The sequence below is a fragment of the Paenibacillus sp. JJ-100 genome (assembly GCF_948329825.1).
In the GTDB taxonomy this organism is placed as follows: Bacteria; Bacillota; Bacilli; order Paenibacillales; family Paenibacillaceae; genus Paenibacillus.
In genome coordinates, this window is sequence record NZ_CAOJCM010000002.1 from 458,408 (window position 1) to 472,073 (window position 13,666).

Below are 13,666 nucleotides of genomic sequence, written 5' to 3' on the forward strand. Positions count from 1 at the left end.
ACGTGTTTTTTTGTTTTTTTATCTCATGATGGTGACATTAGAAGCATCCTCCGATCCCGGACTGCGCGTCTTTATTTCAATCTACTTTATGAACGTCCGCCGTTGAATATGACATCTTATCTCGCCCTGATTCCTCTTGCCACATCACGAAAAAAGAGACACTCGCATCATTGCGGCATCTCTATCGGCACTTCTATATATGACGGATTAAATTAAGATCGTATGATTACTTTTGTTTTCTGTTGCCTCTCTTTGTTGCTTTAGTTTGAGGCTAAATATGCGACAGGTGTGTTATTCTCCAGCTTATATGGCACGGATTTCACAGGGACAAAATACGAGTGTGTGAGCAAATGATCACGCAAATCTGAGACATCGCCGGAATCCGCGGCATCGGAAGAACCATCTTCTTTTTCCAACGCTTGCATAATATCGAATGCATAGTCCACGTATACGGTTCCTTGTGTATCCATCATAAAGGGCAGCTCCTGACCCGAATAGACACTGTTCAATGTGATCGAAGGAGTTCCTGCTTGCGCTGCTTTATCCATATCCACCGCATGGAATCCCGGATACAGCTCTTCACCCGCAGGTAGTTCTTGATTATGGTTGGATTTATATTGATTCACCATGCGCTGAACATCATTCACCTTCTGCATCGTCTGGAGATCCATCACTTTCACGGTGGGCTCCACTTCTTCGTTTTGCACCAAAAAGTAAGCGCTACCACCACTTTCAAAGGCCGTTCCCGGTATGTCATCCAGATATCCATGTTGCTTCAATTTGGGCAAATCTATTCTGAATTTCTCATACTTTGGTGTATCCGCATCGGCGTTCAAAATTGGTAAAATCCCCTCGTCCTTCTGAAAAGCATCCATCGCACTCTGAATTCGATTAACACTTTCCCGATAAGCCGTTTTGGGGTCGGAGTTGCTCTGAGCCGGATACAAGCAACCGCTCGTCAACATCATCAACAGCAGAAGGAAAGACACCTGCTGTGCTTGCCGCAGGCGAAGTCTTCCTTGCGTTTCTTTTCTCTTTTTAATAAGCATTTGCACCCTCCTTGAGAAAATCAAGATGTTAATAGGAGCTATTATGAATTTCAACCTATTCATGCAAACCAGTCATCTTCTTGCTGTTGTCTTTCCAGTTGTTTTCGTATGGCTGCTTTCAGTGGGTCTTCCGGAATATGTACCGATAGTTGTCCGCATACTTTCGCTTGACATGATAGCCTCATTCCTTCCTCCAGCGATTGCCCCAATTTCCGCTTTTCTGCTTCTGTAGGAGGTAGCAGTGCATGCAGATCATCCTGTCCCACCTTTACTTTACACATCAAACATGCTGCTTTTCCATCACATCGGGTTGGTATTCGAACGCCAACCCGACGCGCTGCTTGCAGAATGGTTGTGCCTGACTGGACACTGATGGACTTATTCATCGGTAAAAATGTAATAACTTTTTGCATTATCGCGCCTCCCCAGCTTCCCCGGAGCAAGTAAAACCGACCAGCTCTTCAACTTCTGATCTTAAGCGGGGGGTCCATATATTCTGTTGGATTAATGCATTCATTACTGGTTGATGAACCTCAGGCTCTTCACGAATTCGCAATGAGATGGGGACATACCGATCTTTACGTCCACGGAGCAGATTAAATAACAATTCATGCGCAAGTGGCATCAATCGCAACCGATAGGAGTCAATATGAGTCTCATATGCATTGGGAGCAAGTACATGCTCAATCTGTGTACGATACCAGCTCTCACGCGCCCATACCTCAAAGCCACCAACCAGTTCCAGTGTGCATGCACCAACTTGGTAATGGCTGAGCAGTGAGGCGTAAGGACCTGTTTTGTCTACCGCTGGCTCGTCCAGTTTTCTTCCAGGAGCACAGTAATGCAGTGCTTTGGCCGCAGCAATATCTGCGTACACATCGATATCTCGCGGTGCTTGCTGTAATTCTACTCCTTGAAGCATAAGGCCGCAGCTACCTCCTAGCAGCCAAGTGTGGGGCTGACGATGCCAAGCCTCAACCATTTCTAGCAAAGCCGTATGTAATACTGGGTAACGCATCGCCCACCCCTCTATTTCATGCTGTGCCATAGATCACACTCCTCCCATCCGTCTTTTCATTGTGTCCGTTCTTATGATGCGCTTATGCGGATGTTCTGTCCTATATGGAAAATCAAGTCAGAGAAGCGATTCCACCAAAAAAACCGATAAGCATAATTAAAAATGCAATGATTGAAAGGATGCCTCGCACGAACCCTTTCGTTTTGGCACGAGCAAAAGTAATTAAAAATACGGATAACCCCATAATGAGGATGGCAACCAATGATAGCCACATCTTGTCCATAGCGCTCATAAACCAGCAGTCTCCCTTTCAGTCCGATATTCATCATCGAGAATGTGACAATTGCAACTATTATAACATGAAATAGCGTGTATTTTTCCAATAAAAAGACAAAAAAAGCAAGCCAGCGATTGCGGGCTTGCTCTCGATATGCCTTTGCTCTTTGTGAGCAGACATCATTTATTATTTTTTCATCATCATCTTCATTAACGATTCCATATTGCTTGGGTTCAGCCCGCTTTTCTTGACTGCACTCACAATATCCTGAACTGTATCCTCAGATACCGGTATTTTCGCCATAGCGGATACTTGTTTAATCAACTGGCGCAGCTGAGCCTCATTGTGCATCGTCGATGGTTTCACTGTGCTTGCCAGCTTTTTGACAGCTCCTTCAGTGATGGTTTTACCTGTTTTTTTGTTGATGGCTTTCAGCGCTTCTTTCGAAATGTTGTTGCTCATTCGTCTCCCCTCCTCCGGCAATACTCATGTGTATCATATGAGTCTGTCGTGGAAAAGGTGAATAAGCTTCATCATTTATGCGCAAACGATTTGAAACGATTAACTCAGGAATGCCACTGCTCCCAAGTCTCCAGCTTCATCACTTCCATCTCCGTTTTTGGGTCCCTGCCCATCAAGGCTTCAACCGCATCCCTTGGCTGTCTGTTTTGGAATAACACATGATACAATTGATCGGCAATTGGCATCTGGACACCATATTTTTGAGAAATAAAATAGGCGGCCTGTGTTGTTCGAATACCTTCAACTACCATCCCCATGGACTGTAACACATCGTCCAGCTTCTGACCCTGGCCTAACATGGAACCCGCTCTCCAGTTCCGACTATGCTGACTCGTAGCCGTTACAACTAGATCTCCAATCCCGGCCAGTCCAGAGAAGGTTAATGGATTAGCGCCCATCTCTACGCCAATGCGTGTAATTTCAGCAAGGCCACGAGTTAACAGAGCCGCTTTGGCATTATCTCCGAACTGAAGTCCATCCGACATTCCGGCCCCAAGCGCGATAATATTCTTGAATGCTCCAGCCAGTTCAACACCCAGCATATCCCGGTTAGTGTACACACGGAAATAAGCATTCATAAATAATCCTTGGACTGCCTCAGCAGATGCTTTATCCAGTGCGGCCACAACTACGGTTGTTGGACAGCGTTTCACAACTTCTTCAGCGTGACTTGGGCCAGACAATACGACAATTCGTCCTTCTTCACATTCAAGCTCTTCGGAGATCACTGTGGACATCCGTTTCAGGCTTTCTGTCTCAAACCCTTTAGTTGCATGAATAATCAACATGTCTGGTTTATAGAAAGGTTTAAACTGATGTGTTACCGCACGCATTGCAGACGAAGGGGCAACAATTAACACAGCCGTTGCACCTGAAACTGCTGCCTCCATATTATTGGTCGCCCGAATACGTGGAGACAGCTCTACACCAGGTAAATATCTTGTATTGGTATGTTGTATGTTGATTTCGGCTGCCTGTTCTTCACTACGTGTCCACATCACCACATCCAATTCGTTTGAGGCGAGTACACTGGCTAGAGCAGTTCCCCAACTGCCAGCAACCAGTACAGCAACTTTTTTAGACAACGCGCTTTCCACCTCCAGGCTTCTTCGATCCCAATTTATTTTCCTGTCCTTTGGCGAGCTTCACAATGTTCGTGCGATGTCTCCAGAATGCAAACAGACAAATAATCAGACTGCCCCAGAATATACTCATGGAGTAACCGGGCAAGATCAGGATGAAAACAGGAGTTAATGCTACAAAAATTAAAGAACCAAGTGAAACATAACGAGTCAGAACGATGGACAGAATCGCAATGATCCCAGCATATAATGCAGGTAAGAAGGCCAGGCTAGCCATTACACCAATCGCTGTAGCAATGCCTTTTCCTCCACGGAAATGGAAATAAAGCGGCCAGTTATGACCTGCAATGGCAGCGATACCGCTGAATGCAGCAATCCACGGAGACCCATCACCTAACCATATGCCTATCCATACTGCTGCAATACCTTTGATCACATCAAGCAGCAGAACCGCGATAGCCGGCCCTTTGCCCAGAATACGCAGTGTATTCGTTGCCCCGGCATTTCCGCTACCGTGCTGACGTATATCAATCCCCCGTATTGCTTTTGCAAGAAGTACACTAAAGCTGATTGAACCAAGCAGATAACTCAGCACAATCGCTGCGATTGATAAAATCACAAACTTCTCCCCTAACCTTCGTCGGACTTCCTCCGAGTAAATATGCGAATAGGTGTTCCTTCGAAATCGAACGCTGCTCGGATTTTATTCTCCAGGTAACGCTCATATGAGAAATGCATTAACTCTGGGTCGTTCACAAAAATAACCATTGTCGGTGGTTTGACCGCGACCTGAGTCACATAGTTGATTCTCATTCTACGTCCTTTGTCAGTTGGAGGCGGATTAATTGCCACGGCATCCGATACCACGTCATTAAGTAAATGAGTCTGAACACGCAAAGAGTGCTGTTCTGCTACGCGTTGTACCACAGGCAGCAACTTTTGTAAGCGTTGTTTTGTCAGTGCGGACAAAAAGACAACCGGTGCATATGTCATAAAGAGGAAGTGGTCTCGAATCTTCGTTTCGAATTCCTTCATCGTTTTATCCGTTTTATCCACGACATCCCATTTGTTTACTACAAACAAAGAGGCTTTACCCGCTTCGTACGCATAACCTGCAATGTGCTTGTCCTGTTCGATAATGCCTTCTTCGCCATTAATGACAATCAGAACGACATCGGCACGTTCAATGGCTCGCATTGCACGCATTACGCTATATTTTTCTGTCGTCTCGTATACTTTACCGCGCTTACGCATACCTGCTGTGTCAATCAGCACATAGCGCTGGCCGTCTTTTTCAAAAGGAGTGTCAATCGCATCACGGGTTGTTCCAGCAACGTCGCTGACAATAACACGCTCTTCACCAAGAATGGCGTTCACTAGTGAGGATTTACCCACGTTCGGTCGACCAATAAGGGCTACACGAATTACGTCTTCATCGTATGTCTCTTCTTCAAGTTCAGGCAATTTCTCCACAATGGCATCAAGCAAATCACCAATTCCCGTACCGTGACTGCCCGATACCCCGATTGGATCACCGAAACCGAAACCGTAAAATTCATAAATCAGCTCACTGCGTCCAATGTTGTCCACTTTGTTAACGGCCACAACAATGGGTTTACCTGATCGGTATAACATCTCAGCGACTTCTTCGTCAGACTGTGTAATACCCGCTTTGGCATCACACATAAATACAATGACATCGGCTTCCTCAATCGCTAGTTCTGCCTGCATACGGATGGATTTCATGATGACGTCCTCGCCATCTATCTCGATACCACCTGTATCAATAATACTGAATGCTTTTCCGTTCCATTCACCGATTCCATAGATCCGGTCACGGGTAATGCCCGGTTTGTCTTCCACAATGGCCAGTCTGTCGCCGATAATCCGATTAAAAACGGTGGATTTACCCACATTCGGTCGGCCGACAATTGCCACAACTGGTCTTGCCATACATTCCACTCCTCCTGTCCATACTTACGTTAATCATCATAGCAAAAAAGCTATCTCTTGGCTAACGTTTCGTAACGAAACTCTCGCAATAACAACAATCGGCGAACCCGCTAGGGCTCGCCGATCTTGCTTTTATTATTCAGCAAAATATGCAGTATATAACTAAGAACCATGCATGTTTAACTTATTTGAATTTGCTGAGTTTGTCACCAAACAGTTCGCCGAGCGTAGTGCTCATGCCTTGATTGTTCAAGGAAACGTTCGGATTGTTGATCTCTTCGCGTGGAGCGTTGTTTCTTGCTGGACGCTCTGATTTTTGTGGTTGAGCAGGAGCTTCTTCTGTTTCTTTGATGCTCAAGCTTACACGTTGCTCCGAAGGATTCATGTCCAAGATTTTCACTTGAACTTCTTGACCTTCTTTCAGCACTTCATGCGGAGTGCCGATGTGTTTGTGAGAAATTTGTGAGATATGCACAAGACCTTCAACACCAGGAGCGATTTCAACAAATGCACCGAAATCAACAAGACGTTTTACAACACCTGTTACGATGTCACTTGTGTTGAATTTGTCACCAGCTGTTTCCCAAGGACCTGGTTGAACAGCTTTCATGCTCAGGCTGATTTTGCCTTTCTCAGGATCAACTTTCAGCACTTTCACATTGACTTTGTCACCTTCGGACAATACATCGGATGGTTTGTCAACGTGAGTCCAAGCCAGCTCGGATACGTGTACCAATCCGTCAACTCCGCCTACATCAACGAAAGCACCGAATTGAGTCAAGCGTTGAACTGTACCTTCAATAACTTGACCTTCTTGCAAACCAGCCATGACTTGTGCTTTGTTTGCTTCGAATTCTTGCTCCAGAACGTCTTTTTGGGAAAGGATCACTTTGTTGTTCTCACGATCGATCTCTTTCACTTTAACACGCAGTGTGCGGCCTTTGTAGTCACTGAAGTCTTCAACGAAATGACGCTCAACCATGGAAGCCGGGATAAATCCACGAACGCCCACGTCTGCAACCAAACCGCCTTTAACAACATCGCCTACAACAACTTCGAACACGTCTTGGTCTTCAAAATGCTTTTGCAATTGCTCCCAAGCGTTTTCACTGTCGATCGCACGTTTGGACAAAACGAGTTTTTCTTTCTCGTCGTCAATGCTAAGTACTTTAGCTTCAACTTCTTGTCCAACTTCTACTGCATCGGACGCGCTGTCTACGTGGAGTGAAGACAGTTCACGAACTGGAATAACACCGTCATATTTATATCCAATGCTTACATAAGCTTGGTTATCTTCCAATTTGACGATGGTTCCTTTTACAGTATCTCCTTTTTTCAAGGAAACGAATTGATCCAACTCATCTTGGGTTGCTTCTTGATTTTTAATTTCTTCCGACATGTCAAATACCCTCCTCAATTCAAAAACCCCATTATATTCAAACCTGCCTTAGCAGAGTTCAAAACACTTTCATGCGAATGCACTGGATATAGCTTTCCACAAAAATATGGAAACATGCATTCTCTGCAGACTGCCTTATTTGCTAGGCACGCCTGTTTTCACCATTTCATTAATTTTGGACATAATCTTCTCGGTCGCTCGTTCCAGAGCATCTCCAGAAGTGTCTTCCTTGAACTCGTCCAAATTCACCGGTGCTCCGTATACTACTTTCATCTTACGAAACAGCTTGTAGTTGCCGATAATAGCAGTAGGGATTACAGTGGCACCGCTGCGGAGAGCAAAACTCGCTGCTCCTTTTTTACCAATTCCCCCATCATTGTGTCGGCTACCCGAAGGGAATATGCCAAGCACTTCACCGTCACGCAAAATATTAAGTGAGGTTTTGATGGATTCTTTGCTCACCCCTCCTCGTTTAACAGGGAAGGCACCTACAGCTTTGATAATCGGTCCTAATACCGGAACATCAAACAACTCGCTTTTAGCCATGAATCTCACTTGGCGATGAATTTTGATGCCAACGGTTGGCGGATCAAAGTTACTGATATGATTGGAGCATAGAAGTACGCCGCCGTCTTTCGGGATATTTTCCCGTCCAACTGCCTCCAGGCGAAAAAGAATGGTGTACATGATCCGCAGTACTGTTTTGCAAAAAGTGTAAATCATAGACTGCTCTCTCCTCTGACCATTGTGCAATAAGATACGATTTTGTCAACCACTTCACGGATATTCATCTTCGTTGTATCTAGGACAATTGCGTCCTCTGCACAACGCAGTGGGGAAACTTCCCTGTTCTCATCCAGTTTATCACGGGTGGCAATGTCTCGTTCCAGTTGCTCCAACGTCAGGTCATCGGATGGTTCCAGTTCCTTGAAACGGCGAAGCGCACGCTCCTGTACACTGGCAGTCATGAAAATTTTCACTTCAGCATCGGGCAATACAGTTGTTCCGATATCGCGCCCATCCATAACGACGCCCTTGCGCAAAGCCATTTGCCGCTGAGTATTCACTAATTGCGTACGCAGCCCCTCGATTTGCGCATATCGAGACACGATCCCAGTTACTTCACGGGAGCGAATTGCTGAAGTTACATCCTTCCCATTACAGAACACTTTCTGTCCACCCCGGTCTGGTTGTAATTCTATAACCAAGTCCTGGGCTTCTTGAAGTACCTGAATCATATCATCCGGAGGTATATTCTCCCGAATCATATGTAAGGATACTGCACGGTACATTGCGCCTGTATCAACGTAAATGTAGCCGAGTTCCTCTGCAACCAATCGGGCCACCGTGCTTTTTCCGGCACCAGCAGGTCCGTCAATTGCAACGTTCATCTTCCCGTTATCTGATGTGTTCTGGCTTGCCAACGGGGCATTCCTCCCTCAAACGATAAACCTCAATAAAAAAACAGGCATTGCCTGTCATCGTGAAAATTATACCACACTCTACACATGGATGCAAAAACAGACAAATCAGCCAACCCGGTCCTTGTATATATTCTGCATGTGAATCGGAGTACCTTCAAGCCGATCAATCGTTGTCATCACTTTCTTCAAATCAGGAACAAGCAGTAACAGCTGGTAAATGACAGCCAGGACCAGAAGCGTCGCAATCAGAGCAAGCGCTCTCCCTTCTACACGTTGCGAAATCGTGTAATAAAATTGCTCATGCTTTCGTGTACCAGGACGTTTTTTCATAGAACCAATCTCCATTTTTGGTTTAGATTGTCCATAACGCGTACAGTCTATGCGTAATTTCGATTATTTCATACGATAGTCCAGTTGCCGTTCAAAACAAAATTTAATCACTTTCTGACGTTCCGAATCCGTGATTTGTGAAAATTTCAACATACCCAGCTCACGTCCTGATTCCAGCTTTTTAACGCGCACCACTTCAGCCTCAAATTGTACATGATCAATTGCACCATTACGGTAAGGTACCAACAGCCAACATTTCAATTTTTGTTCTTCCTGAACTTTTATTTCAGGATCAATGTATATAGATAACCCACCGCCTCCAATGTCTTCAGTCAAGGCCACTGCTCGCGTATGATCTTCACACTGAAGTGCAAGTTCAAGACTGGCGTGTACGCGAAGAAAGCTGCGCCGCTGAATTTTGGATATCTCTTCTGGAAGGGGTTTTCGTATGCGAACAAGACGCACAACATCTTCTTCAAACCCAGTCACGTAAGTGTTAAAATAATGCCGGACCCCGTCCTCGTTTATATAAAATATGGATAGTTCTTCTCCTAAAAACAGTCTTTTCAAAGAGCCCATATTCCCTTGTTGCATCGGAACTTCAATTAAAAAGCTGTTATGATCCATATCTGCAATACGCGATTTGTATTCTTTTTGTTCTTCCTTTTCATCAGCTGATGCGATTTGAATATGTAATACTTCATTTATTTTAGGAAACAATCCATTCACCGCCGCTTATGTATTTAACTTCTTCATCACTAGGACTATTATACCATGACCTCATTCACATGGAACAAAGAAAAAACAGACCTATAGAATGGCCTGTTTTTAAATGTTCTTATAGAATTCACATAATGTTGAACCTAAGAGGAGGCGTTAACCGGTTTAATTTCTTCAACGGCTTCTTCCATTCCTGTATCCGCATTAATATAGATCCGGTAACGAGAACCATTGATTCGTCCCCCGAATTCATAGCAAAGCACTTCTTTGCTATAGTCATTCTTAATTAACGATTTACGGACATAATTCTCTTTAAAATCGGAATTAAGTTTTTTACGTGCCTGCTCGGCCGTAAGCTTCGGTTTGGGAATCTGACGTTTCGTGCTATGCTCATAGACGTAGTCACTTGCCTGGAATCCCGTAACTTCACCCGTATCCAGACCAACACGCACAGACATTTTCTCTGGGTATATTAATGTATCTCCTTGTTTCCGCACATAAGTAAGGTTGGCTAAATTACCGAACTCATCGTAGTTGACAGCTTTCATATCTTTATAACCTTTATTCACAAGAAACTGATCCGCTTGCTTCATTGCCTCTTGTCGGGACACTTTTTTGGATCCAACTGTTCGTGTGTCACTATATGAAATAAGCATTCCACCATTGCGAGTGAAGTCCATCATTAATTTACCGTTTCTGTCATGTTGGACTGTCGCAGTATAGGATTCCCAATCTGTTCCTTTACCGTTCTCCTGAACCTCAATTATGCTGCTGTCTACACCCGAAAATTTGGCTGCTTTCTGCTGAATTTGTTCTTTGGATACAGGCAGACCGCTTAGTTGCTTCACAGAACGCTTGGCAAAGACATTCGACACCGAAGGACCCCAATCCAGTTCAGGATATTCCTGTACCTTTTTGTTTACCGTACGGAAACCGTCAACAATCGAGTTATCATTCGTCTGTTCTTGAGCCGCCATTGCGGTCTCGGCATCCATCCAGCGAAGACGGTCAGACAATACTTTCTGCTGCACTTCCTTCAGATTTTTATTAATTTCCGAAGAATTTTGATACAACGTCTTTAGATTGCTCATTTCTTTTTCATTAAGCGGCTCTTTGGTCAAGTCACGCATCGAAGCATGATAGGCAAATTTTGAGATCCGAGAGAGAAACTCCTCTGTCTCGTTAAACGGGAGCATGGTCAGTGGCAATTGATTAATTTCATTCTGTGCTTCGCTCGTAAGCCTCCAAACATTCATGAGCCCTTTGCGATGCATGCCTTGTGAACTTGAATGGACAGCCAGTGTGTTACCAATCTCTGAATGCAATTTGTCCATGTGAAATGAAAGATCGTGAAATGCACGCTGATATTGGTTCTCCGCTTTAATCAATATCGCATTTTTCTCCTGATTCTCCTGATAGCCCCACACTAGTGCACCAATTAGGAGAACTGCAAATATTGGAAACATTACTGAACTTAATCGTTTATACACGGTTGATTCTCCTTTCTTCTGATCACTGCTCTTATTGTGGATCGAAGAAAGACCTCTTATGCATGCGATTTCCAGTCAGTACGAATTTTGCCTTTCGAAGTCGGTATCAAACTCAATAACTAAGTACTGCCTTCTATCACTTAGTTCAATGGAAAGCCTGAGGCCATGCCCTCTTCTTCAATATCAAATTGATCTTTGTTATCACAAAGGCATTGTTTGAATCCAGTCTCAATCCTCCCTCTCTCTTTCTTGCCTCTTAACGTAAAACGTTCACCACATTGCTTGCATCTGATTTTAATTTTGATTCTTGTCATCCGTTATCCCCGTTTCATGTCTTGTTACCCCCGGGTTTATGTACACAGCAAAAAAACACACCGGGGCATGCGTTATAAACGCTCTATATTCCCCAGTGTGTCCCTATTTTTATAATTTAACCTCTTCCTCCCGTTTCACGAAACGGAATGGCGAACGGTTGTTAGCCCGCGTGATTTTACCAATTGCTCCATACCACAGTCCGGCCATCAAAGGCGCAATGAACCATATCCAGTGATTCACCATCATGTTCATAATGACATCGTACAAAGCATGCCAGAAAAATGGCAGAATCAGAGACAAACTGAGATACCAGCGTTTTTTCTTCGTATCCGCAATAAATTTCGCTTTGCCCATATAATATCCCATGATTACGGCAAACATGGCATGGCCTGATACAGGAAGAAGCGCCCGAAGAAACATGGTCGATACCGATGCATTACCCGCAATAGCATACAATACATTCTCCACCGTAGCAAAACCCAAAGATACGGCAACGGAATATAAAATTCCATCATAAGGCTCATCAAATTCGGTGTGGTTATATATGATATGGTAAATCACAAACCATTTAACAAACTCCTCAACCCCACCTGAGATCAAAATTGATTCCAGAAGTGGATTGTCACCGAGCCACAACATCATGCCACGTTGAATAATCATAACGGGTAGAACAATCAGAATGCCCATTAGGAATACTCTTAGTATCAAGTGAAGTGGCTCATAATCATACCGATCTTTAAGATAAAAGTATGTTAACAAGGCGAGACCCGGAGCTACTGCTGCAGCTAGAACCGAAAACAAAAGCACCGAAATTCCCTCCTCCTGACTAGTGACGCGTTTGAACTCGGAGTTTATTTAGTCCTGACGTTTGAAGTGAGTGCAAATCACATCAATCGCTTGTTCAGGAATAACTACTTTTCCGTACTCTTCCATCATTGCCGGAGTGACAGAAGAACCTTCCCCGAACTCAGCGAGCAGAGCAATTAATGCCGCATGTTTCGAGGTATCCACATCTTCCGGTTCGAAATGTAAGAACCATTTATTTTTATAAGAATACAGTTTTCCCGCATCCGTAACATGTTCACGTAACATATGAGCGGCTTCAATCAGCACCTCAAAATCCTTAAATACGTATACGATGGAGTCACTTTGCTCCAATGTAACTTCCATTTCATATACTTCTTCAGGAAGATCATCTTCATGACCTGAACCATATTGCTGCGGATCGTATTTTCCACGAGTAACAATGACAACCATCCCTTGAGCGGGAAGTGCGAATACTTCAACAGCCAGTGGACCTGTAGCATCAAAGCCAAGTTCAGAATAAGCTTGGTCCATCATTTCAGTGAACAGTTCATGTACCTTCGGTAACTCCTGCCACATATCTTCTTTTTGTATTCCGCGCTCGCTCAGATCGTCAAAGGTCAGGAAAATCCGTATCTTATCGTGACTTAGTCGTTCTATTTTCATACAGGATCTCCCCTTTATAAGCAAGTCTTATAACAGATTATGAAGCACAAAACAATATGTGCTGAAAATAAATCTATGTAGTTATGTTATCATTTTATACCTGTAAATGCACGCAGTAAAATCAACAAAAAAAAGAATCGATCCACATCAAATCAAGATGTGGATGATTCTTAATGGATACTTCGGTTTATAGACCCGGTATTGTTGTATTCGTTTGGGTCAAAATTTGCTCTACCTCATGTTTCACATCTGGATTGGAACGTATAAAGTCTTTGAGCATATTCATGTTCTCTTCTTTTTCTTTTGGCGAAATCGGTTTGCTGACTTTGGATACCGCTTGTTGATGTTCGCTCTGATGATCCGCTTTACCGCTGAAACTATCCATGCCGGGGAAAGTCATCTCCATCATTTTATGTTTAGCTTGGTCAACAACGTTCCGCGAAGAATTCGAAGACAACATGGGCAGTTTGCCTTTTGCTAGCCAAGAACTGGCTGCAACGCCAACGACAATCCCCCAAAAAAAGGATGACGCCTTCATTACACCAACCTCCTTTAAGTGTTAGAATCAAACGTAGTGTTTGCTAAGGAACTCGATATCATTCCGTATAAATACAGGA

17 protein-coding genes are annotated in these 13,666 nt (G+C 44.0%); all 17 read right to left on the reverse strand.

Translation table 11 applies throughout. From position 1 onward, the window contains the following. Positions 1–260: 260 nt before the first annotated feature. Complete coding sequence (locus tag PQG66_RS08685; protein WP_272037295.1) at positions 261–1,049, reverse strand: hypothetical protein; 789 nt, start codon at positions 1,047–1,049, stop codon at positions 261–263. A gap of 59 nt (positions 1,050–1,108) precedes the next feature. After that, entirely contained in the window at positions 1,109–1,462 is a 354-nt protein-coding gene (locus tag PQG66_RS08690; RefSeq protein WP_272037296.1) for a 2Fe-2S iron-sulfur cluster-binding protein, read from the reverse strand. Further along, a complete protein-coding gene (locus PQG66_RS08695; protein WP_272037297.1) occupies positions 1,462–2,097 on the reverse strand; it encodes a hypothetical protein in 636 nt (211 codons plus the stop codon). The genes PQG66_RS08690 and PQG66_RS08695 overlap by 1 nt, the downstream gene beginning before the upstream one ends. 82 nt (positions 2,098–2,179) lie before the next feature. Beyond that, positions 2,180–2,359 carry a DUF2768 family protein gene (locus tag PQG66_RS08700; RefSeq protein WP_090917248.1) on the reverse strand — a complete coding sequence of 60 codons (180 nt, stop codon included), beginning with the start codon at positions 2,357–2,359 and terminating at the stop codon, positions 2,180–2,182. 171 nt (positions 2,360–2,530) lie between these two features. Beyond that, complete coding sequence (locus PQG66_RS08705) at positions 2,531–2,806, reverse strand: stage VI sporulation protein F (protein ID WP_272037298.1); 276 nt, start codon at positions 2,804–2,806, stop codon at positions 2,531–2,533. A gap of 104 nt (positions 2,807–2,910) precedes the next feature. Continuing rightward, positions 2,911–3,951, reverse strand: coding sequence for an NAD(P)H-dependent glycerol-3-phosphate dehydrogenase (locus PQG66_RS08710; protein ID WP_272037299.1), 1,041 nt, complete (start codon positions 3,949–3,951; stop codon positions 2,911–2,913). Continuing rightward, positions 3,944–4,567: a glycerol-3-phosphate 1-O-acyltransferase PlsY gene (gene plsY / locus PQG66_RS08715; RefSeq protein WP_272037300.1), complete on the reverse strand. Its 624-nt coding sequence runs from the start codon at positions 4,565–4,567 to the stop codon at positions 3,944–3,946. Before plsY ends, PQG66_RS08710 begins: the two co-directional genes overlap by 8 nt. A gap of 11 nt (positions 4,568–4,578) precedes the next feature. After that, positions 4,579–5,901, reverse strand: a complete 1,323-nt coding sequence (gene der / locus PQG66_RS08720) for a ribosome biogenesis GTPase Der (protein ID WP_272037301.1) — start codon at positions 5,899–5,901, stop codon at positions 4,579–4,581. Positions 5,902–6,085: 184 nt separating this feature from the next. After that, on the reverse strand, positions 6,086–7,300 hold the full coding sequence (gene rpsA, locus PQG66_RS08725) for a 30S ribosomal protein S1 (RefSeq protein WP_272037302.1): 1,215 nt from the start codon (positions 7,298–7,300) through the stop codon (positions 6,086–6,088). 135 nt (positions 7,301–7,435) lie between these two features. After that, entirely contained in the window at positions 7,436–8,023 is a 588-nt protein-coding gene (locus PQG66_RS08730; RefSeq protein ID WP_272037303.1) for a lysophospholipid acyltransferase family protein, read from the reverse strand. Beyond that, positions 8,020–8,724, reverse strand: a complete 705-nt coding sequence (gene cmk, locus PQG66_RS08735) for a (d)CMP kinase (protein ID WP_272037304.1) — start codon at positions 8,722–8,724, stop codon at positions 8,020–8,022. The genes PQG66_RS08730 and cmk overlap by 4 nt, the downstream gene beginning before the upstream one ends. A 105-nt stretch (positions 8,725–8,829) precedes the next feature. Continuing rightward, entirely contained in the window at positions 8,830–9,054 is a 225-nt protein-coding gene (locus PQG66_RS08740; protein WP_272037305.1) for a hypothetical protein, read from the reverse strand. Between the two features lie 63 nt (positions 9,055–9,117). After that, the gene (locus PQG66_RS08745; protein ID WP_272038121.1) at positions 9,118–9,774 is read right to left on the reverse strand and encodes a flagellar brake protein; all 657 of its coding nucleotides are present in this window, start codon (positions 9,772–9,774) and stop codon (positions 9,118–9,120) included. Positions 9,775–9,917: 143 nt separating this feature from the next. Continuing rightward, positions 9,918–11,264, reverse strand: a complete 1,347-nt coding sequence (gene ypeB, locus PQG66_RS08750) for a germination protein YpeB (protein WP_272037306.1) — start codon at positions 11,262–11,264, stop codon at positions 9,918–9,920. A gap of 423 nt (positions 11,265–11,687) precedes the next feature. After that, positions 11,688–12,386 carry a glutamic-type intramembrane protease PrsW gene (prsW, locus tag PQG66_RS08755; RefSeq protein WP_272037307.1) on the reverse strand — a complete coding sequence of 233 codons (699 nt, stop codon included), beginning with the start codon at positions 12,384–12,386 and terminating at the stop codon, positions 11,688–11,690. Between the two features lie 48 nt (positions 12,387–12,434). Then, the gene (locus PQG66_RS08760) at positions 12,435–13,049 is read right to left on the reverse strand and encodes a genetic competence negative regulator (protein WP_272037308.1); all 615 of its coding nucleotides are present in this window, start codon (positions 13,047–13,049) and stop codon (positions 12,435–12,437) included. A gap of 187 nt (positions 13,050–13,236) precedes the next feature. Further along, entirely contained in the window at positions 13,237–13,587 is a 351-nt protein-coding gene (locus PQG66_RS08765) for a hypothetical protein (RefSeq protein WP_272037309.1), read from the reverse strand. Between the last annotated feature and the right edge of the window lie 79 nt (positions 13,588–13,666).

Coding starts and splice junctions, on each gene's coding strand:
- PQG66_RS08730 (WP_272037303.1), bottom strand. CDS start 8,023: ATGATTTACACTTTTTGCAAAACAGTACTGCGGATCATGTACACCATT.
- PQG66_RS08740 (WP_272037305.1), bottom strand. CDS start 9,054: ATGAAAAAACGTCCTGGTACACGAAAGCATGAGCAATTTTATTACACG.
- der (WP_272037301.1), bottom strand. CDS start 5,901: ATGGCAAGACCAGTTGTGGCAATTGTCGGCCGACCGAATGTGGGTAAA.
- rpsA (WP_272037302.1), bottom strand. CDS start 7,300: ATGTCGGAAGAAATTAAAAATCAAGAAGCAACCCAAGATGAGTTGGAT.
- PQG66_RS08705 (WP_272037298.1), bottom strand. CDS start 2,806: ATGAGCAACAACATTTCGAAAGAAGCGCTGAAAGCCATCAACAAAAAA.
- PQG66_RS08700 (WP_090917248.1), bottom strand. CDS start 2,359: ATGAGCGCTATGGACAAGATGTGGCTATCATTGGTTGCCATCCTCATT.
- PQG66_RS08760 (WP_272037308.1), bottom strand. CDS start 13,049: ATGAAAATAGAACGACTAAGTCACGATAAGATACGGATTTTCCTGACC.
- PQG66_RS08685 (WP_272037295.1), bottom strand. CDS start 1,049: ATGCTTATTAAAAAGAGAAAAGAAACGCAAGGAAGACTTCGCCTGCGG.
- PQG66_RS08765 (WP_272037309.1), bottom strand. CDS start 13,587: ATGAAGGCGTCATCCTTTTTTTGGGGGATTGTCGTTGGCGTTGCAGCC.
- PQG66_RS08695 (WP_272037297.1), bottom strand. CDS start 2,097: ATGGCACAGCATGAAATAGAGGGGTGGGCGATGCGTTACCCAGTATTA.
- PQG66_RS08690 (WP_272037296.1), bottom strand. CDS start 1,462: ATGCAAAAAGTTATTACATTTTTACCGATGAATAAGTCCATCAGTGTC.